Annotated in this window: 16 protein-coding genes; 1 reads left to right on the top strand and 15 read right to left on the bottom strand. The window is 41.0% G+C overall.

Going from position 1 to position 20760, the window contains the following annotated elements; genetic code table 11:
- Positions 1-66: 66 nt before the first annotated feature.
- Positions 67-804, bottom strand: a complete 738-nt coding sequence (locus AC27EZ_RS15040; protein ID WP_487136098.1) for a hypothetical protein — start codon at positions 802-804, stop codon at positions 67-69.
- 377 nt (positions 805-1181) lie between these two features.
- Between AC27EZ_RS15040 and AC27EZ_RS15035 the strand changes: the two genes are divergently transcribed.
- Positions 1182-1574 carry a hypothetical protein gene (locus AC27EZ_RS15035; protein WP_487136097.1) on the top strand — a complete coding sequence of 131 codons (393 nt, stop codon included), beginning with the start codon at positions 1182-1184 and terminating at the stop codon, positions 1572-1574.
- A gap of 85 nt (positions 1575-1659) precedes the next feature.
- On the opposite strand, the gene AC27EZ_RS15030 is transcribed toward AC27EZ_RS15035, so the two are convergent.
- The 14 genes from AC27EZ_RS15030 to AC27EZ_RS14965 form a co-directional block, all read right to left on the bottom strand.
- Positions 1660-2835 (bottom strand): nucleotide sugar dehydrogenase, encoded by a 1176-nt coding sequence (locus AC27EZ_RS15030; protein ID WP_487136096.1) that lies wholly within the window; start codon positions 2833-2835, stop codon positions 1660-1662.
- A gap of 164 nt (positions 2836-2999) precedes the next feature.
- Positions 3000-4340 carry a phosphoglucosamine mutase gene (glmM, locus tag AC27EZ_RS15025; protein WP_487136095.1) on the bottom strand — a complete coding sequence of 447 codons (1341 nt, stop codon included), beginning with the start codon at positions 4338-4340 and terminating at the stop codon, positions 3000-3002.
- Between the two features lie 67 nt (positions 4341-4407).
- Complete coding sequence (gene glmS, locus AC27EZ_RS15020) at positions 4408-6240, bottom strand: glutamine--fructose-6-phosphate transaminase (isomerizing) (protein ID WP_487136094.1); 1833 nt, start codon at positions 6238-6240, stop codon at positions 4408-4410.
- 202 nt (positions 6241-6442) lie between these two features.
- Positions 6443-7861 carry a capsule assembly Wzi family protein gene (locus AC27EZ_RS15015; protein ID WP_487136093.1) on the bottom strand — a complete coding sequence of 473 codons (1419 nt, stop codon included), beginning with the start codon at positions 7859-7861 and terminating at the stop codon, positions 6443-6445.
- Positions 7862-7897: 36 nt separating this feature from the next.
- Positions 7898-9835 (bottom strand): polysaccharide biosynthesis protein, encoded by a 1938-nt coding sequence (locus AC27EZ_RS15010; RefSeq protein ID WP_487136092.1) that lies wholly within the window; start codon positions 9833-9835, stop codon positions 7898-7900.
- Between the two features lie 104 nt (positions 9836-9939).
- Entirely contained in the window at positions 9940-10491 is a 552-nt protein-coding gene (locus AC27EZ_RS15005) for a sugar transferase (RefSeq protein WP_487136091.1), read from the bottom strand.
- Between the two features lie 21 nt (positions 10492-10512).
- Entirely contained in the window at positions 10513-11460 is a 948-nt protein-coding gene (locus AC27EZ_RS15000; protein ID WP_487136090.1) for a UDP-glucose 4-epimerase family protein, read from the bottom strand.
- Positions 11460-12623, bottom strand: coding sequence for a glycosyltransferase family 4 protein (locus tag AC27EZ_RS14995; protein ID WP_487136089.1), 1164 nt, complete (start codon positions 12621-12623; stop codon positions 11460-11462). The genes AC27EZ_RS15000 and AC27EZ_RS14995 overlap by 1 nt, the downstream gene beginning before the upstream one ends.
- Before the next feature lie 5 nt (positions 12624-12628).
- The gene (locus AC27EZ_RS14990) at positions 12629-14263 is read right to left on the bottom strand and encodes a heparinase II/III family protein (RefSeq protein WP_487136088.1); all 1635 of its coding nucleotides are present in this window, start codon (positions 14261-14263) and stop codon (positions 12629-12631) included.
- Complete coding sequence (locus AC27EZ_RS14985) at positions 14260-16398, bottom strand: bi-domain-containing oxidoreductase (protein ID WP_487136087.1); 2139 nt, start codon at positions 16396-16398, stop codon at positions 14260-14262. The genes AC27EZ_RS14990 and AC27EZ_RS14985 overlap by 4 nt, the downstream gene beginning before the upstream one ends.
- Positions 16395-17288, bottom strand: a complete 894-nt coding sequence (locus AC27EZ_RS14980; RefSeq protein ID WP_487136086.1) for a glycosyltransferase family protein — start codon at positions 17286-17288, stop codon at positions 16395-16397. Before AC27EZ_RS14980 ends, AC27EZ_RS14985 begins: the two co-directional genes overlap by 4 nt.
- Positions 17289-17380: 92 nt before the next feature.
- Entirely contained in the window at positions 17381-18445 is a 1065-nt protein-coding gene (locus tag AC27EZ_RS14975; RefSeq protein ID WP_487136085.1) for an acyltransferase family protein, read from the bottom strand.
- Positions 18446-18487: 42 nt separating this feature from the next.
- The gene (locus AC27EZ_RS14970) at positions 18488-19621 is read right to left on the bottom strand and encodes an EpsG family protein (protein ID WP_487136084.1); all 1134 of its coding nucleotides are present in this window, start codon (positions 19619-19621) and stop codon (positions 18488-18490) included.
- 2 nt (positions 19622-19623) lie between these two features.
- A complete protein-coding gene (locus AC27EZ_RS14965; RefSeq protein ID WP_487136083.1) occupies positions 19624-20718 on the bottom strand; it encodes a glycosyltransferase family 4 protein in 1095 nt (364 codons plus the stop codon).
- Positions 20719-20760: the final 42 nt, after the last annotated feature.

The following is a 20760-nucleotide window of genomic DNA, read 5'->3' as shown; positions in this document are numbered from 1 at the left end:
ATGTAAAAAAGCGGTCGTAAAATTACGACCGCCTCAACCAGTAAAATACGCTATACCGCTGAACGGTTACGCACGACGAATGCGCGCAAATGCGATTAAGCTTAACGCAAACAACGCAAGTGTTGAAGGTGCAGATACTTCTGTCGCTTCTAATGTGAACCCGTTAATAATTGGGTTGTTATCATTAAAAGGTGCTGCCCCGCCAAAAGCAATATTCAAGATTGAATCTTGGGCGGTAAAATCGTAACGAATAAACGCACCGACTGTAGGTATATTAGTTGCTGACGTATTAAGACCTGAACCCTGTACGGTATATGGTGAAAAATCATCAACCGCTTGTGTACCTTCAAACGCCACATCAAAGCCGCGAGTACAACATGTCTCTGCGAATAAAAGCTGTAGTGAGTATGTTGAACCAACCGTCAAATTAGCTAAATCGATAGTGACTACATCGTCGCGCACCTGGCCTCCACTAACCGCGCGAGGGCTCCAACGTATAGAACGCATAACCGTCTCTAGGTTATTGTCGTTTGTAGTACTACCGTAGTTTGCATTGTGCCAATTTGAAATAGCATTTACCGCACTAATTGAAACGCCAGACACTGAATCATTGGTAAATGCTGCGTCACCAATTGAAAAACCACCGTTACCAAATACGTTTACAGCGTATGTAAAGTTACCCGAAAGGTCTAAGCCTTCGCCGCTGTCACCACCGGTGAACGTTCCAACGCTAATCAATGAAGCATTAGCGCTTAAGCTTAAACTAGCTACAATCACGCCAAGCATCATTTTAATTGTTTTCATTTTATTACCCATGTATTACTACCTCTTTTAATCATCATAGGACTTTGCAATATAGGTATAGCATTTTTAGTACCATATTTTTTATACCGTAAAAACAACAACTAACACTTATGGAAGGCGTTCAAAAATTGCTAATGTAAAATTACCTGACACTTGCGAGCACTTACCCCAAGGCAACATTCAAGGCTTTTTCAATCGCTAAAGGTTTTCTACTATCTCGCGTCATAAATTACTACTAATTAGCTTATTTACCCTGTAACTTGTAGGTGTCAGTAAAAATAAAGGGGCTTCCTTATTTTTTAGCTGATGACGGCGTACTCCGTTTTATAAACCTTTACGCCATACCTACCTGAATTCAGCAAAAATGGAGTTTCACAATGAAAACACAAACAATAGCGCTAGCATTATTAGTGGCTGTATTTGGCGTAACCGCGTGTTCTGACGCAAACGATGCGCCTAAAGAAGACGTTAAAGCAGAAATGAAAGCGGCGGGCGAAAAAACGGCCGCTGCCTATGAAGATGCCAAAGATAAAGCGGCAGACACATGGGAAGACACAAAAGATAGCGCTTCAGAAGCCTACGAAGATGGCAAAGACATGGCGTCTGACGCCTATGAAGACGGCAAAGAAAAAGCCTCTGAAATGATGGATGAAGGCGCAGAAAAAGCCGAAGAGTTAACAGATGCAACTAAAAAGAAAATGTACGAAGCATGTGTTGCCATGAAAGAAAAAATGGGCGGTGACGTAGAAGACTGCGATTCGGAAGATTAACCGTTAGCGGTATGTAACATATAAAAAGCCGAGCGTATGCTCGGCTTTTTTTTAATGGCTTAACCATTAATTTATAACTTAGCAATTAATCTGCGCCAAACAGGTCACGGCTGTATACTTTATCAAGCACATCGGCAATGTCGTCGGTCACGCGGTTTGCCACAATAACATCCGATTCTTTCTTAAAGGCCTCTAAGTCATTTACCACGCGAGAACGGAAGAACTCATCTTCTGTGAGCACTGGCTCGTATACAATAACTTCAATCCCTTTCGCTTTAATACGCTTCATAATGCCTTGAATAGCACTGGCGCGGAAGTTATCCGAGCCCGTTTTCATGATTAAGCGATAAATACCGACAATTTTAGGCCCACGGCTTACAATCGAATCGGCAATAAAATCTTTACGCGTTCGGTTAGCATCTACAATGGCCTGAATCATATTGTTCGGCACTTCACTGTAGTTAGCCAACAATTGCTTGGTATCTTTTGGTAGGCAATAACCGCCGTAACCGAAGCTTGGGTTGTTGTAGTGCTTGCCTATGCGAGGGTCTAAGCCAACCCCTTCAATAATTTGCTTGGTGTCTAAACCGTTGCGCTCAGCATAGCTATCAAGTTCATTAAAGTAAGCTACCCGCATCGCCAGATACGTGTTCGCGAACAACTTAATAGCCTCGGCCTCGGTGCTATCTGTGAACAACACTTCAATGTCTTCTTTTATTGCACCTTGCTGCAACAAAGAAGCAAATACTTCGGCACGCTCACTACGCTCGCCCACAATAATGCGGCTTGGGTATAAGTTATCGTATAGGGCTTTGCCTTCACGCAAAAACTCTGGAGAAAAAATAATATTTTGCGTGCCGTGGCGCTTTTTAGCTTCTTCGGTGAACCCAACAGGTACCGTAGACTTCACTACCATCACCGCATTGGGGTTTACGCTCATTACAGCTTTAATAACCGCATCTACGCTGCCCGTATTAAAGTAGTTGGTTTGTGGGTCGTAATCGGTAGGTGTGGCGATAACCACATAATCAGCATCTTTATACGCCACTTCAGCATCTAGCGTTGCTTCTAAGTTGAGCGTTTTTGTTGCTAAATACTCAGAGATCTCTTTGTCTTCAATCGGTGACTTTTTGTCATTTAGCATTGCCACTTTTTCAGCAACTAAATCAACGGCCTTCACTTCATTGTGTTGTGCAAGAAGCACTGCATTTGAAAGCCCTACGTACCCTGTACCAGCGACTGCGACTTTATACTGTTTCATACACTTTCCATTTTATAATATTTTGAGCCTACGACCCGACGCTTAAGTACGGAGATGCACACTGACAAATTGCTCACATTTTGATTAGTGTGCCAGAGTTTCTTCAAAACTCCTACTCGTCGTTCAGACTTCACCCAGTTATTTTTATGAAGCGCAATGGTGCTTTAATTTGCCTTGATTACATCTGCTAGCTTATTTGCCAACAATGTAGCCGTTTTGCTATCTGTAGCTTCAACCATTACCCGAATTAAAGGTTCAGTACCAGACTTTCTTAGTACTAGTCGCCCATTGTCACCCAACTGTTCTTCTATTGCTGCAACCGCTTCCGTTACCGGCTTAAGCTGCAAAACAGAATCTAAACTCTCATGCCTAACATTCACCATGCACTGTGGTAGCTTGGTCATACCTAGTTTTATTTGGGCCAGAGAGTACCCGCTTTTTACTACAATAGAGAGCACTTGAAGTGCAGCAATTATTGCGTCGCCTGTAAAGGCATAGTCGAAATTAAGAATATGCCCAGAAGTTTCACCACCAATGCGCCATCCAGTTTCGTTAAGCTTTTCTACGACATACCTGTCGCCGACTTTTGTTCGCTCAAAAGGTATATTAAGGTCTTTCAATGCCAACTCTAAGCCTAAATTGCTCATAAGCGTGCCAACAACACCACCTTTATAACCAATCTGCTTTGCTTCTCGGGCCATTAAAAACAGTATTTCATCGCCATCAACCACCTCACCATTGCCATCTACGAGCATAATGCGGTCTGCATCACCGTCCATAGCAATACCCAAATCAGCACCATGCTCAACCACGGCTTTGCTCAACGAATTGAGAGCAGTAGCGCCACAATCATTATTAATATTCACACCGTTAGGCGTATTGGCGATGTTTATGACTGAGGCACCTAACTCTTCAAACACACTAGGCGCAACTTTATATGCTGCTCCGTTTGCGCTATCGACTACTACCGTTAAATTTTCAAGGCTGAGTTCGGAAGAAAACGTTCCCTTACAAAACTCAATATAACGTCCTGCTGCATCCTCTATTCGCCTTGCCTTGCCTAAGCTTTCTGATTTTACACAGTCAATGCCGTTGTTCAGTGCATACTGCAGCTTATCTTCAATCGCTTGCTGTTGCTCAGCACCAAGCTTCGCACCGCTTCTACCAAAGAATTTTATACCATTGTCATAATATGGATTGTGAGAGGCACTAATTACTACACCTGCATCTGCACGAAACGTAGATGCTAAGTATGCTACAGCAGGTGTTGGAATTGGCCCCGCGAGCGCAATGTTTACACCTGCAGCTGACAACCCTGCTTCAAGCGCAGATTCAAGCATATAACCACTTGCGCGCGTATCTTTGCCAACCAACACTTCCTTTGTGCCTTCCGCTGCTAATACAACGCCAGCAGCCCACCCTAGTTTCATTACAAAATCTGGGGTCATTGGGAATACACCAACTTTTCCACGAATTCCATCAGTTCCAAAATACTTCTGAGACATTTTTACTTCCTAAAACACAAAAGGCCACAACTTCGCTAGTTATGGCCTTAAAAAATAAATTACTTAACTATTCAACTGTTACCGATTTCGCTAAGTTGCGAGGCTGGTCTACGTCGGTACCTTTAATTAAGGCAACATAATAAGACAGCAATTGAAGCGGCACCGTATAAACAATGGGGGCAATGATGTCCTCGCAGTGTGGGATGTTAATAACACGCATTGTATCATCGCTTTCAAAATGAGCATCTACATCGGCAAATACATACATAATCCCACCACGAGCTCGTACTTCTTCCACATTAGACTTTAACTTTTCAAGCAACTCGTCATTAGGGGCAACCACGATAACCGGCATTTCATCATCGATAAGTGCTAATGGCCCATGCTTTAACTCGCCTGACGCATAAGCTTCTGCATGGATATAAGAAATTTCCTTAAGTTTAAGAGCACCTTCCATAGCAATAGGATATTGTGCGCCTCGACCTAAAAATAAGCTATGGTTTTTGTCTGCAAACTCTTCAGCAAGGTCTTCAATGACATCGGCGGTACTTAGTGCTTCCTCAATTTTACCTGGCAAGGTTTTTATTGCTGAAACTACCTTTTGCTCTGTGTTGGCTGGCAAACCATTAAATTTACCAATAGAAAGGGTAAGCATTAAAAACGCTGTTAACTGTGTGGTAAACGCTTTGGTAGACGCCACACCAATTTCAGCACCAGCTAACGTCATAAACGCGAGGTCTGACTCCCTAACCAACGATGAACCTGGCACATTACAGATTGTAAGTGCCGACATATACCCAAGCTCTTTTGCCAAACGTAGCGCAGCTAGCGTATCTGCCGTTTCGCCACTTTGAGAAATAGTTACCAGCAAACTATTTTCATGTACAACAGACTTTCTATATCTGAATTCAGAAGCAATTTCTACTGAACACGATACATTGGCATACTCTTCTAGCCAATAGCGTGCAGTCATTCCCGCATGGTAACTTGTTCCACATGCAATAATTTGCACATGCTTTACCTTTTTAAGAATGTGTTCTGCACCTGCACCAAACAGCGCATCAACATTATGCAAATTGTCGATTCTATCTTGAAGTGTATTTCTTATTACCGCTGGTTGTTCATGTATTTCTTGTAACATGTAATGGCGATAGCCAGCTTTGTCGCCTGCATCATGTTCTATGGTCGACTCAACAATTTCGCGCTCTACACGTTCGCCATTTTTATCATAAATCGTAACTTCGCGGCGTGTAACTTCGGCAACATCACCTTCTTCCAAGAAAATAAAACGGCGAGTTACGGGTAATAGCGCTAGTTGATCAGATGCAATAAAGTTTTCACCAAGCCCTAAACCAATAACAAGGGGGCTGCCAGAGCGAGCTACTACCATTTTATCAGGGGCTTCTTTATCGATAACAACCGTACCGTACGCGCCTGTAAAATGCGTAACGGCTTGTTTGACAGCCTCTAAAAGTGAATTGCCATTATCTAGCAGGCTGTGAACAACGTGAGCGATAGTTTCGGTGTCAGTATCGCTGGTAAAGGTATAACCCTGACTAGTTAGCGATTTACGAAGAGGCACATAGTTTTCGATGATACCGTTATGGACTACCGCTACGCGGCTAGAAGAAAAGTGCGGATGCGCATTATTTTCGGTAACCCCACCATGGGTAGCCCATCTTGTGTGCGCAATACCTGTAGTACCAGGAGCTCCTTCTCGATCTACTGCTTCTGCAAGCTTATGTACCTTACCTACTTCACGAATACGCTTTAGAACGCCGTCATCGTTTAGTAGCGCTACCCCTGCAGAATCGTATCCTCTGTACTCTAGCCTTTTTAGGCCCTCAAGCAGTATTTCAACCACATTCCGTTCGGCTACTGCGCCTACAATTCCACACATTCCTTTTACTCCACATAAATACTAGTCATACAACTTTAGTTTAACCGCGTTATTGTAATGAAACGTGGTTTCAAAACAATAAGGATATGTATTTATTGTGAGGTAATAACTAAAAAACTTATTTTTTAACAAACATACTGGTCCAGCGCACATACTTTGAGGTAACCCACTTCACATGCAATTCAACGAGCAGATAACATTGCTAAGGTAAACCCAAGTAAAACGCAACTCTATAGACCTGCTCACCCACTGTATCTAAGCCATAAGAGGCTTCTACGCCCCAATACAAATTTTCAAAACGAGACCGGTAATCAGCACTGAAATTTAAGCCTGAGTTACCAATCTCTCTTGAGTCTTCTGCTAGCAATGCCACTCGAGACCAACCCAATGTGGTAGTTAAGCTATCATCAGCATTCATCGACCAAAACCATTGCGCCATTACGCTTTTCGCAGACGTGTTTTGCGCCTTAGTTGCCATAAAATGTGCTAACGACTTTTCATTATCCTGATAGCCATTGTTATAAATATCGCTGTTGTAAAAACCTTGGTCGTAACGCGTTGCTTCAATTCTAAGAGCGCTATCTTTAATAACTGGAAAATAAAGGCCTATGGTAGCCGCATTCGGCTGGTCGCCGGTACCACCTAACACCTTTTTCGTAACATGCTCACCATATAATGAGTAATGGAAGCCCATAACCTCGTGGTTATATCTGGCTTGCAATGCGTAACGCCTTTCAGCTTGGGTATTATTATAGGGGGTATTGGCTGCATTATCTAAACCATTACTAACAAGGGCATCATAAAACGCACTCCCCCCAGCGTCTCTCAAACCGCCACCGAATACGGTAGTATGAGCAAAACCAAGAGTAACCTGTTCAATAGGAGATATACTCAATGCTACGCCTGTTATGTATGGTTCATCTTGCTCTAGTACATCACCAGATATCACGTCTTGTTTATTGTTTAACTTGCCGGCAAACACTTCGTAATTAATATCCAGCATACTTATAGGCGCAACGTTGCTAGCCGACACGCTCGCAAAAGCTTCGGATTCGTTCGAGAGTAGCAGAGAGTTAATGCGCCCCACCGACCACCAGCGCGACTTATACCCTATATCTAGTTGGAAAACATCAAGGCCAAAATGCACCATTGCCTGAGCTTTGTTTAGGCGACTTTCGCTTACAATAGCATTGGCACTTACCCCTAAATGATCGGAGTACATTGCATAGCCAGCGGTTTCTAAAAGAAAGTTATTTTCCCCATCTGCACCAAAATGGTATGGGTTGCTAACACTGTTATTGCTAGATGCCAGCGACACCTGCATTAAGCTGGTGCTAGTGCGGTCTTTATGATTACGCAAATAGGGGGCGATATCTCTGTATAGCAGCGGGTGCGTGTTTTGAATTTTGCGCGCAAGGGCGGTGACCTGGGCTATTTTATAGGGCTTATTTAACGACGTTTCGCCAGCAACAATAGCCAGTCTTTCTATCTTTTGTGCAATATGACTTGGTAAGTTCAAAGGCAAGTAAGGCGACACACCTGCACTATATACAGAGTGGGAATAGAGACCACTGGTAGCGAAACAAGCTGCTATCAGTAAACGTAAACTACTAGGGCGCATGAACAAATCCAGTTTGTTATAGGATAAAAAAGTTGATTAGTGGGTAAGCTTTAACTCTTCGGCTTTTTTAGTGCTCGCTAACTGCCGTTCTAACCATACTAAATCGCATATTTCATCGGTTGGAGCAAAACCAGTCGGCGCTTTCAGCAAAATGTCCCGAATTCGCTCATGTTCAAAGTTATGGCACGCCTCATCTAAACTATTTAAAATAACTTTTAATTCAGGCCAAGTGAGCTTATTTTCATGGGCTGTCATAATGCGTTCGTGCGTAGTGCCTTCCACATTATCACCAATTAATAACTCTTCGTACAACTTCTCTCCAGGACGAAGGCCTGTACATTGTATTTCAATGTCGCCGTCTGGGGTTTTGTCATCTTTTACCGTAAAGCCAGATAAGTGAATCATTTTTGTGGCTAAATCTTTAATTTTAACTGGGTCGCCCATATCGAGTACGAACACATCGCCTCCCATGCCCATAGCACCCGCTTGAATAACTAACTGCGCTGCTTCTGGTATGGTCATAAAGTAACGGGTTATATCTTGGTGCGTAAGCGTTACCGGCCCACCTTGTTTAATTTGCTTTCTAAATAATGGCACAACCGAACCAGAAGACCCTAATACATTACCAAAGCGCACCATACAAAAACGAGTGTTAGATTGCTCTTCCGCTAATGCCTGCAATACCAATTCAGACATACGCTTTGTAGTGCCCATTACATTAGTGGGCCGAACTGCTTTGTCGGTAGACACCAGTACAAATGTTTCAACGTTATTTTTTATTGCTGCTTGGGCTGTATAAAGCGTACCGAAAATATTATTTCTTACACCTTCAACCACGTTATGCTCTACCAGAGGAACGTGCTTATAAGCAGCGGCATGGTAAACGGTTTGAACGCCGAAGGCGTCCATTACTGTTTCTAATCTATTCTGACGCTGAACAGACCCCATAATAGGCAAGATTTCTATTCTTAACGAACGGCTCTCAACATACTGGCTTAACTCACGCTCTATTGAATATAAAGCAAACTCGGAAAGCTCGAACAATACGACTTTGTTAGGTTGATTTTTTACAATTTGACGGCAGAGTTCAGAGCCAATAGAACCACCAGCACCTGTAACCATTACAACCTTATCTTTGATATCGGCATGCATGAGCCCTGTTTTAGGTGAAACTGGGTCTCGCCCTAAAAGGTCTTCTACCTCAACGTCTTTGACTTGATCAACCTCGACGGCGCCTGCAACAACATCAGACATCCCGGGAATCGTCTGTACTTTTACAGAGTACTTTTCTAACTTTTGCAGAATGTTTTTTCGTGTAGCGCGTGAGGTGCTTGGTAACGCCAGAAGTATTTTTTGAACATGTTCGTGCTCAACAAGTATTTTGAGTTCGTCGACAGAGTGTACCAAATGGCCTTCTATTGTAGAGCCTTGTTTGTTCTTATCATCATCGACAAACGCAACAACCCTGTATTCAGCACCATGGCGAAGCGCTAATGCTAACTGTCGGCCAGCAGAACCCGAACCGTAAATAATAACTGGCTTTCGATTTGACGAGCTAACTTTTCCAACTAAAGCTCGCACTACTATTCTGCTTCCACCAATTAACAGCAAAGAAAACGAGGCAAAGATAACCGGAACGGTACGAGGTACACCAATATGTGAGAAAAACGAAACTGCTACCAAGACAACGCATGATGCCACCACACCGCCAATGACTGCACTTAACGCGTTGATTCCCACATAACGAAGCACAGCTCGATAAAGCCCAAACTTAACAAAAGCGAAGATGCTAATGGGTACTAGTGCCGATAATATAAGCCAGTATCCACTCTCTGCGAGTGGAGAGAGAGAGTCTAAACGAATTATTAGTGCGGCCCAGAAAGAGGCTGTTATAAATAACGCATCGATAGTAAGCGTTATTAACCTCTTGTAAGCCCTTGGTAACGAGAAAAGTTGTTTAAGAAACTTATTCACAAAAACTACCTTAATAAATGGAAAGCAAAAAACTAGAAAACATGAATCGTGAAAGTTTGGCTTAGAAACGAAATTCTGACTTGAGTGAATTCAAAAAAACTTTATTACTTACCAACTCGGTCGCCGCTTCCACTTCCTGTAACTGTCATAAGTATATACCTAAAATAAGCACCTACCGAGAGGTTGTCGATCATTTCGCGATCCGTTTTTGCAAGAAGTTCTGGCGTTGACATATCAATTTCGTTCACTTGAGCAAGGCCCGTTATCCCTGGACGAACAGAAAATACGTTTTGACGTTCTCGCGCCTGCGTTAGCTCTTCTTGGTTGAAAAGGCCTGGACGGGGGCCAACAAGGCTCATCTCACCTTTAAGAACATTCCAAAGCTGTGGCAACTCATCTAGTTTGGTTTTTCTTAAAAAATGACCAAATTTCGTAATGGAGGCGCTGCTTGCTAAATGACTTGCCACTGAAGCGGTATCTACCTTCATTGTTCTAAATTTAACGAGTGTGAATGGCTTTTTGTTTCGGCCAACCCGCTCTTGAGTAAAAACAGGAGACCCTGTATCGAAAAGACCGATGATAAATAGAACGGCAAGAATCGGAAAACCAAAAACAAGACCTATGAAAGAAAAAAATATATCGAGCGTACGCATCATTAAAAACTTCTATTAAATAAACTAAGATTGATGTAACCAATTAAAGGTAGCAGCGAAGCCATCCTCGATGGTTTGAGGTGGAGACCAACTCAATGTCTCTTTTGTATGACTGATATCTAACTGTAATGACCCTACTAACCTATCCACCATGTCAGCCTTATTTAGAACAGCCCCAGCTAACTTAAATATTGCTGCGGGTAGTGGAAGGGCAAAGTTTGGTTTTCCGCAAGCCCGAGCCATTAACGCAACCATTGTAGACGTGGAAATATCTTCATCATCGCTTACCAAGAATACCTCATTTCTAGCTGCCGGGTGCTCTAAACAGGTGACGATAAGGTCGACTAAATTAACCACCGAAACCATGCTTCGCCTATTGTGTTTAATCATTCGTAATGGCAAAGGCATTTTTCTGTTTACTGCCGCCATCAATGCTGCAAAGTTAGCTTTTACACCGGGCCCGTAAACCAACGGAGGCCTAATTATAACGAATTCCATGCCGTACTGTTCGGCTATTGACTTTAACCCTGATTCCGCTTCAGCTTTAGATACTCCGTAAGGATCTACTGGGTGCGGTATATCGAATGCTGAAAAGGGCTTAGAACCTGTAGTGGTTTCGCCATTAACTTTAATTGTACTTAAGAAAATGAAGCGTTTAACACCTTTCTCTGCAGCTTGTCGCGCTAAAGAGAGCGTTGCTTCGACGTTGAATGCACGAAATTCCTCTAACGGGTTTGCAGCCGTTTCATCCATTACATGAACACGTGCTGCACAGTGGACTACAGTACTTACCCCTTCTAGAACATCATAGTAAAAGTCATCTTTCAGAAAACCGGTACTTGAGAAGGGGAACTTGCCACCGTGAACATCTCGCCTTCCTAAAATTTCAAAGCTAATGTTTTTTTTATCCAAGCAGTTCACTAACTGACCACCGACAAAACCAGAAGCGCCGGTTACCAACACTTTATTCATTAAGACCTACCCGTAGCTACAATAGACACTGACATCTCTTTCATGATATTGGTACGGGCGAATTTTTGGATGAATTCGGGCCTTTCGGTATTCTTTATTTCTAGCGCCAAAAGCGCCTCAACCCCCTGCTTGGAATCATTTGGCATGAAAACTTCACAGTTGCTCATATGCTCGTTGAGAAACTTGGCAGCATACCCTTGTACCCCTGCCAATATCGGCTTTCCTATCGCACCATATTCAAACAACTTTGAGGGAAGTACCTTCTTAAAAGCGGGGTAATCGTTCAAGTGAAGAAATAGAACATCCGCCGCTAAATATTCATCAACCAGTTCTTGTCTGGATACAGGCGGTGCTAAACTCACATTGTTTATCTCAGAACATGCTTCCTGTAATTGTGCTTTTCTCCCGCCATCGCCGATGATTTTAAATTGGTATCTTTCTCCAGCGCCCTTGGCAAGAGCAGGAATAATTGACTGAAGACCCTGCCCCTCACCGATGTTGCCAGCATAAAGTACATTAATCGTTTTTCCCTTCTCACTCTCTGATAAAGAAACGCTTTTATTTAAAAACTCACTATCGATTCCATTTGTAAAATAGCTGTAGACTGGCTTGGGATAGCGTTTCTCGAAGTAGGGTTTAAAACCTTCGGAAACTAAGTTTATATGTTGCGCACTGTGAAAAGCGTATTTTTCTACAAGGCTTAACACTGGCTTCATGAACCAAACAATTTTAGGGCTAAGTATATCTTTAATTGTATCTACGAATATGTCTCGCACATCAAGATAAAGAGGCAACTTTTTCGACTTAGCTACCCATGCCGAAAGAAAAGCTGTAAACAGTCGAGAACTTGTTCCAAAAACCAAGTCGTATTTTTTACCTTTTGTTAACTGAATTGCCGCTTTGAAATAAGTATAAAAAGCTTTTATCTGGTCTAGCATTCCACTTTGATGAGACGGTAAAGGGACTCTATGTATAGTTACATTTTTATCTTTCTCTAACGGGAGCGCCTTAGACTTAAAGGTAGAATACCTATTAGGCATCGTAGTTATAATTTCTAGCTCTACATCAGGTAGCTGTCGTAACTGTTCAACTAAAGCAGCCATGCGAAAAGAGCCAGCGCACAGGTCTGGTGTGTAATAAAAACTAAACAGCAATATTTTCAAACTTACTAACCCTCAATATCCATACGGGTCACCAAATGCCCACTTTCGAAAGGAATAACCATTTTTTGTGTTGGTATTGTAACACCAAAATTGGGGTGGAACGTAGTAGGTAATAGTTCAACTGTACTATCTGCTGAAAAAACAAGCCTTTTACCTTTTTTAGATGTGAGACGGACAGAGTTTGAGTTTATGCGAGTACACTTAACATCTGGGTGTATGTGCAAGTGGAACATCGCACTGACTTTCTCTGTCAGACTATCTTCAATTTTTAAACTATGCGCATTAGCAGTAATAGAGCGTCTATGATTTACTTTCGGTCTAAGTCTTGTGTAGCCATCGTGACTTGCTGTTAACCGCACATATTCTTGGCATTCAACTGCTTCTTCCAAAGTTGCCGAGGCTCTTCTTGCAACTCTAAATCCAGACCAAACTTCAGAAGAACTTTGCCCACAAACCTCAACTGTATTATGTGCTGCGGTTTGCCGCTGCCTTAATCGCTCGTCACTAACTCCATAAAGCGAAGTCCCTGAGTTTACGAAAACTCTTTCATCAGCAATAGAAAGCTCGAAGCTTAGCGTATCTGCGTGGGCATGCCCCGGAAGGTAATCTGGTCCTACTTGGCCGCAATCCATAATTAGGCAATAATTACCAAGCTTCACCCGGCTGTAACCGGTGTCGCTATTCGTATGTAAAGGTGACAATGGTATTCCCCATTTAATATTCAAGCTTTTTGCAAATTTGAATATTTCTTCAGGGCTATGTGCAATTCCTATAGCGGCATCGTTAAAAAAACTTATTTCACCATCGGAATGAAGCATAGACTCCAACCAGAGCAATGCCTTTTGAGCAACGCGTTGCCAGTGAGCCAGCCTACTTGTTAACCGTGTATTTTTACTAACCTCGGCAAGGTGAATTAACTCAAGTAGATCCCACAGTAATATGCAGTGGTACATCGGTGATAGTTCAAAATGTCCACCGTCCGAAAGAAATTGCTCTTCTATTTCACTGTCTAGTATTTCGAGCGCTTTTGACAAACAGCTTTCGGAAAACTCTCCGTTCAAAAAAGCTCCGACGAAAGCTAAAGCCTTGCCATTCGCAAAAAGGTGATTACCTAAAATATGGTACTCAAGCTGTTGAAGGAGTGCTTTCGCTTGAACAGCAATGCTAGATAGATATCGAGTATCTACATTATCCTTTTTACTAAACCATTTCACCCAATTCACTAACCTAAGTGAAATAGGATAAGGCTCCCAACCATTCCCGATACAAGGTGGGTTTTGGCTTATCCACTTATTTATAAACTCATAATGTATACTTTCTCTGCCTTCACTTTTGGTAGCACTTAAATCATCAAAGTAATGAAGGTTATAAAGCCATAATTTCGTATGCTCATCAGAATTCCAGTCTGAAGAATGGACAATATTACCGTCTTTATTTAAGAAGCGAACGTCGGTCGGTGTAAATATGCTTTGAACAGAAAGACTTGGTCCTTTCCAGGACCAAGGATTCTTTTGATTTATTTGAATCGAATCAACATTAGGCTTTCTAACTTTGTAGAAAAGCCTGTAGAAAACCTGCTGAAACTTCAAATACTTCAGAGTATTAAATAGTTTTCGAAAGTGCGCGAGCTTATGTTTCATTGACTTCGTAAAAGCTCAGCTATATCAATTGAAACTTTTGCAACTTCAAATACTTCGTTTGCAGGTATTGGACAGTTAGCACCATTTCTAATCGAATCCATAAAAGCGACACAACAAGCATCTTGTCCTTTGTCCTGCTTCCATAAATTAAGCTTTGAGAATCCTTTCCAACCAAATCCTTTTAATTTAATAAAATTATCTAGTTGCAGTACTTTCCCTGCTGTAAAAACTTCTATTCTTTCTTTTGGAAAACTTGCCGCTCCATTAGCATAATAATGAATAGTACCAAACGAACCGTCAGCAAAACCTAAAATAATAGCAGCCTTATCTTCTGTTATATCAACAGCATCAGAGTCACCCATACGACGCGCTTGTACGGAAATAATTTCACTTCCGCTGAGGAAACGCATTAAATCTACAAAGTGACAAGCCTCGCCGATGATACGGCCACCACCAACATCATTGCTTTGCGTCCAGTGCTCTGAAGGAATTGCCCCAGCATTCATCGTCATAATAAATGACTTTGGTTCATTTACCGTACTTAGCAACGATTTCATCTTTCGAATTTGAGGTGAAAATCTACGATTAAAACCGACCATCAACTTAGGAGGAATAGCAGAATCCTGCGCTTTTTCGTATGCAGCTTTCACCGCATCAAGCTCTTCGTAATTAATTGCCAAAGGCTTCTCTACAAATACATTTTTCCCTGAATCTAACGCACTTTTTACAAACGATGCATGAGTATTATGCTGAGTTACAATTGCGATGGTATTAATTTCTTTATCTGCAATAACCGCTTCTGTATCGGTAGTGGCTTTGTCAAAACCGGCTTTCTTGCCGTGTATAACGCCATTGATACCACCAGAAGTTGATATAGTGTGAAAGTTAGCCCCCGCCTTTTTGAATGCTGGAATTAGAACACGCGAGGCATAATTTCCAGCACCAACAAAACCGATTACTGGCGCTTGCTTTTCATAACTACTAGGTGCATTTAGTTCAATAGTTGCTTTGTGTCTTACTTCTGCTTGCGACTCATATGACAATAAAATACCGAGTGCACTCTTGTCTGAAGTTAAAACTTCATAAGCTTGCGTAGCTTCTTCAAAACGAAACCTATGCGATATTAAAGATTGGACATTAAGTGAGCCGCTAGACATCATGTCTAAAATAGCTTCAAAGTTACGTTGTTCCGTCCATCTCACAAAACCAACGGGATAATCATTCCCATTTTCTTCATAACCAGGATCGTATCGGCCTGGCCCATAAGAACATGAAACTTGAAAGCTCAATTCTTTCTCATAAAAATCGGCTCTGCTAAGCTCTAAACCTGTGACTCCGACAAGAACGATTCGGCCTCGCTTACGACTCATTCTTGCAGCTTGCATGACAGGGTCGTTAGACTTAGTGGACGCAGTAATAATAACAGCATCAACTCCGACACCTCGGCTAAATGCCATCCCCATAGATATCGGGTCTTCACCTTTACTTGGGTTGCAAATATCTGCACCAAATTGCTTTGCTAATTCTAATTTACTTTGGTCAAAGTCTACTGCGAGCACACGACAACCGTTAGCTCTTAACATCTGAACTGTAAGTAAACCTATAAGCCCTACACCAATTACAACAACACATTCACCAATGGTTGGATTAACTAGTCTAATACCTTGAAGGCCAATACTCCCAAGAACAACAAACGCTGCTTCTTCATCCGACACATTGGTTGGTATTTTTGCAACAAGGTTTTTTCCAACTCTCACTACGTCTGCATGGGGGCCATTTGAAACAACCCGGTCGCCAAGTTTAAACTCATCGACGCCACTACCAATTTCGCTTACCACACCAACGTTACAATAACCTAGAGGAATAGGCTGAGAAAGCTTCGACCGAACCGCGTCGACAGTTGTCATAAGCCCATCTGTCTGCACCTTTTCCAATACCATCTTAACTTTGTCAGGTTGAGAGCGCGCTTTATCTATTAAGTTAGCCTTTCCAAAATCTACTAACATTCTTTCAGTACCGACTGAAATTAATGTCTTTGATGTATCAATTAATACATGATTTTTTTTTACGTTTGGAGATGGGGAATCAATTATTGTGGTTCCGCCTTTGGCCATATCTTGAAGAATTTGTTTCATAATAATTTTTCGATTTCTAAGTGTAATGAAAGGGGATCGGTATATCTATATGTAGTGCAAGGAGAAGGTCGCACGACTGAATCAGACGCGACAACACGACGGCCATAAAATAGCGCTTCTCTGACCGTAACACTATCGCCATCAGTAGGTGTAAGGCGCAAACATATCAAATCGAAGTTTTTGAGCAAAGGCCATATCTGATACTGACCAGCGAGCAAAAAAAGCCTGTTCTCTTGGACGTATTGATTTATTAACTTTATTAAGCCACGAGGCACTTCATCAAGCCCAATGCCAACACAAAGCAAGAGTTTTACATCTGGGAATTTAGCTAATATTGAAACACTTTCTTCAATCCCGTATAAATCTCTATTCCCAAGCGGGATATACTTCCATGCGGAATTCAAAAGGACGTTTGTACCACCAACAAATTCAAGTAACGGTTCAGGGTATTGAGCAAGTAATTCATGTTCTTCGTCTTCGTTCGGAGGCAAAAAAGGACTAATTACAGTTGGACTTAGCTTATTTGGATAAAACCTTTTAAGGTCTTCATTTACAACCATAATCTGCTCAGCGTATGACAGCATCATTATGAGCAAGCGCTTTTTAACGCCACTGTAATGGCGTGATGCATTGTGATCGACGATGTAACAATACTTTATCTTTGCACTCACAAACAACATCAAGACTACGATAAAATTTAGCGTATTTACTTCTATTTTGCCTGAAGACAAAAACGGAATCTTAAGTAAATTATATCTACGCGACAAATCAAGGAAAGTAACTTTTTCTTCCCCGTATTCATCTCTTAATAACCTTAGCCTTCGGCTACAATAAACACTTACACCTCCTATAGGCGGCGGTAGCGAACCAATCAAACAAATTTCAGACATTCCTTCCTCGAGAACATTTTATTAAATTAGTAACTCAGACTTTACGTAGGTCCATAATCCAACTAAAAACGCATAGTGGATTCACTCTTCAATTAATTTGTTGCGACTATCGTCTTGCTTTTAACAATACTTTTTAGGCTTAGTGCTGGACGTTCTACAAACCTCCACGAGAAAAATGCCAACCCCAAGGAACCAATGATAACACTAATAAAAGCATTTTTTCCGCCAACAATATTCGTTTCAATAATCACATTGATAATAAGCATATGATAAACATAAAGACCGTAGGAGATATCGTTGCCGCGTAAAATTTTGCTAAATTTTTCTGTAAAACTATAAGCAAACGAAATAACAAGAAACGCTAGAAAAGTCGCAGAAATGGGATTTATTAAATTTCCCTTATTTACTAAGCCTACAGCTTCCGTTATAAAACAGAAGGCGGCATAAGCAATAAACCAATAGAAAACCTTTCGCAACAGGAATCGCTCGATAAATGCTCGATTCTTCTGGATGAGGATACCTATTAAAAACATATAAAAATATGGAAAAAGAGATACACCTAAAAGTTTCACAAGAATAGAATTCTCCCCACCATGAAGCATTAAATAAACTATGTTTACAGTTACTGAGAAAGCGAAAACGACTAGCAAAATAAAATTCCGCCATTTGAGAAGCCTCATGAAAGAGTAAAATAAAGGCAGAAGAAGATAAAATTGTAGCTCTATCGGAATAGTCCATAAACTGCCATTAAGTACGCCAACACCAAACTCTCTCAAGAAACCCGGATTATAAAACTGAACAAACGATAGCTGCGCAACTGTCCAAATTAAAAAATCGGTTGACCAAAGGTCGATGGGAAAAATGATCTGGAGAATAATAAGAGAAATAAAAAAACTAAACCAAAGTGCGGGAAAAATTCTTAGAATACGATTAACAAAATATGAGGGTAAAGAATCAGACCGCTCTAGAGATGCAGATATTAGAAAACCACTAATGACGAAAAACACAGGAACTCCGGGAAAATAAGACAGAAGTTTGATAATGCTTTCACCAAAGTTCAAGCGAAGATGTTCGTGCGCATGAACAATTACTACTTGAAACGCTGCTAACAAGCGCAGCAAGTCAAAATTATTTACCCTAAAATCAAAACCAGTCAAATTTAAATCTCCAATCGTAAAGTACTTCAGTAGGTATGTTTTTTAAACGATTTCGTTTAGCCAAGTACGATATTCATAAATCACTTCTTTTGAAAACATTGAGTTTTGAATTGTCAATCCGTAGGTGGCAAAAGCTAGGGTTATGATTATTATGGCAATCTTTCGTTGCAGTAGTTGTAAGTTTGTATGAACCCAATTGATAATCAATATGACAAAGAGAAATTCAGAGATAATAAATAAGCGTGCTGAAAAGATCGGGAAGGCAATGAACACAAAAGACAACATACATGTCGTAAAAAATAAATAGTGGAGGAATTGCGTAGACTCCCGAGTCAGTTTCTTAGAACGAATCACAGCAGGAAAAAAATAGTTATCCCTAAGGTAAAGACACGAAATAATAGTAAACTCTAGAAAATACCTAAGTTTTATATGCCAAACGAGTTGAAGCTCTATATTGTTAAGATATGAAATAAATTTTAGAACAAAATATCCGTTGCCAGATCCCTGTAATAAGCCAGCCAATAGCGATATGGTATCAAAAAAATACGATGATAAGAAGGCCATAATACCGCAAGTGGGTAATAGAAAAATTGATTTTTTTTTGAAGGCCAACCATGAAATTAAAAACACTAAGCACACTGCTAGCGAAAATATATGGAAGAAACAAGCAATAACGAGGAGCATTAATGCCCGCCAAGGATTCTTTTCTGCGAATAAAAAGGCAACGTAGCAAATAGAAAGACTCAAGGCCCAACGAATTTGAATAAACTCCGAGTTATAGAAAACCAAGCAAAAATAACAAACTAATGCAGTAAGAGGATAAAAACAGAGTCGCCCAAGAACGTACGCTTTCGATAAAATACTAAGAAAAGCTAATACAAATAGAAAAACAAAGTCTTGAACCCCAAGACTCCTGAAAACGGAATTTAGGTATGTATATCCAATTTCGACGGGTACAGCACGCACATCCGCGAAGGTTGCCCATAAAGGGGGGGTGATTGAATAGAGCCATACATATGATTCATAGTCGTGGGCGCTGTAATAACGAAGCCCACTAAATGTTGCGACAACAATAGCTGCTAAATAAAGCAACACTTTACGTAAGGCAGAAGTAAGAAAAGTACTATAGAGCGTAACCGATAGTAGACATAGCCAAAAGATTGAATATATATACATTGTTAGCTTAACAACTGTTCGAAATGTTTAAACCACTTATTGGATATTTGTTCAACACTGTATTTTTTCGAAGTAGCTACCGAGTTGAACCGCATTTTGTTCAATGTGTACAGGTCGCTGTAGATAAAACTAACCCTATCTACAAATGAATCATAATCCCCATCTCTTACAAGGAATCCATTTTGGCCATCAATAATCATCTCAGCAGGGCCTGTAGGGCAATCAAAACTTACGACTGGTAACCCGAAGGAATTTGCTTCAGATATCACCATGGGTAATCCTTCATATATAGATGTCATTAATAAAACCTCATGAGTTCTATAAAGTTCAGCAATATCTTTTACATTACCCTTAAAAAATACCCGATCAGATAACCCTGTCTTTTCGACTTGATCTTCTAATTCACTTCGAAGGGGCCCGTCACCGGCTATTGTTAAGGTGTACTGTTTACCCAACATCGTCATGATATCTAACATCCTATCGAGCGACTTTTGTTTTGTATGACGTGCAACCGCAAGCAGCTTGTAACGAAATGTGGTGTCGACCGTAGTGTCAATGTTTACATCGCCTTTAATACCTAGTGGGTTCAACATAACTTCCAATTTTCCTTTTGGAAATCCGTTCTCTGAATACTTATAGAGATCCCTCTGAGTCAATACAAATAACTTACTAGCACGTTTGAAAAGGTAATTTCGCACTGTGATCTTGAATTTTGATTGCGGAGCATCATAATTATTATGTTCACAAATTAAAAGTGGACCTTTCCTGAACAAGTAATGAAGCGCAAAGCGCAAGGAGATATCAGTTGCAGATGTCACAGTCAGGTCAAAGTCTTGCTTCCTTAAAAAGCACTCTACTACAAAAAATCTTCTGATTTGTTCTAGCAGCTTTCTTATTGTTCCACGTGGTGCGTAGTTAAACCCAAGACTTTTTCTCTCAACTTTAGGGTTTACGTTATAAAAATCAGAGTCGGCAGATGTACCTGTCACTAATGTGATACTTAATCCGCTCTTAGCCCAATAGTCTGTAAGAACACTTGCGACTCGCTCTGCCCCACCAGATTGCATACTACCAATTACAAAAAGTACTTTTGACATAGCTCACCAATACTGAATTTTTATACTTTAACACTGTTAAAT

This window comes from Alteromonas sp. 4NH20-0056, assembly GCF_057539655.1.
Note: the sequence above shows the minus strand (reverse complement) of the source record. Positions and strands in the feature narration are given on the sequence as shown.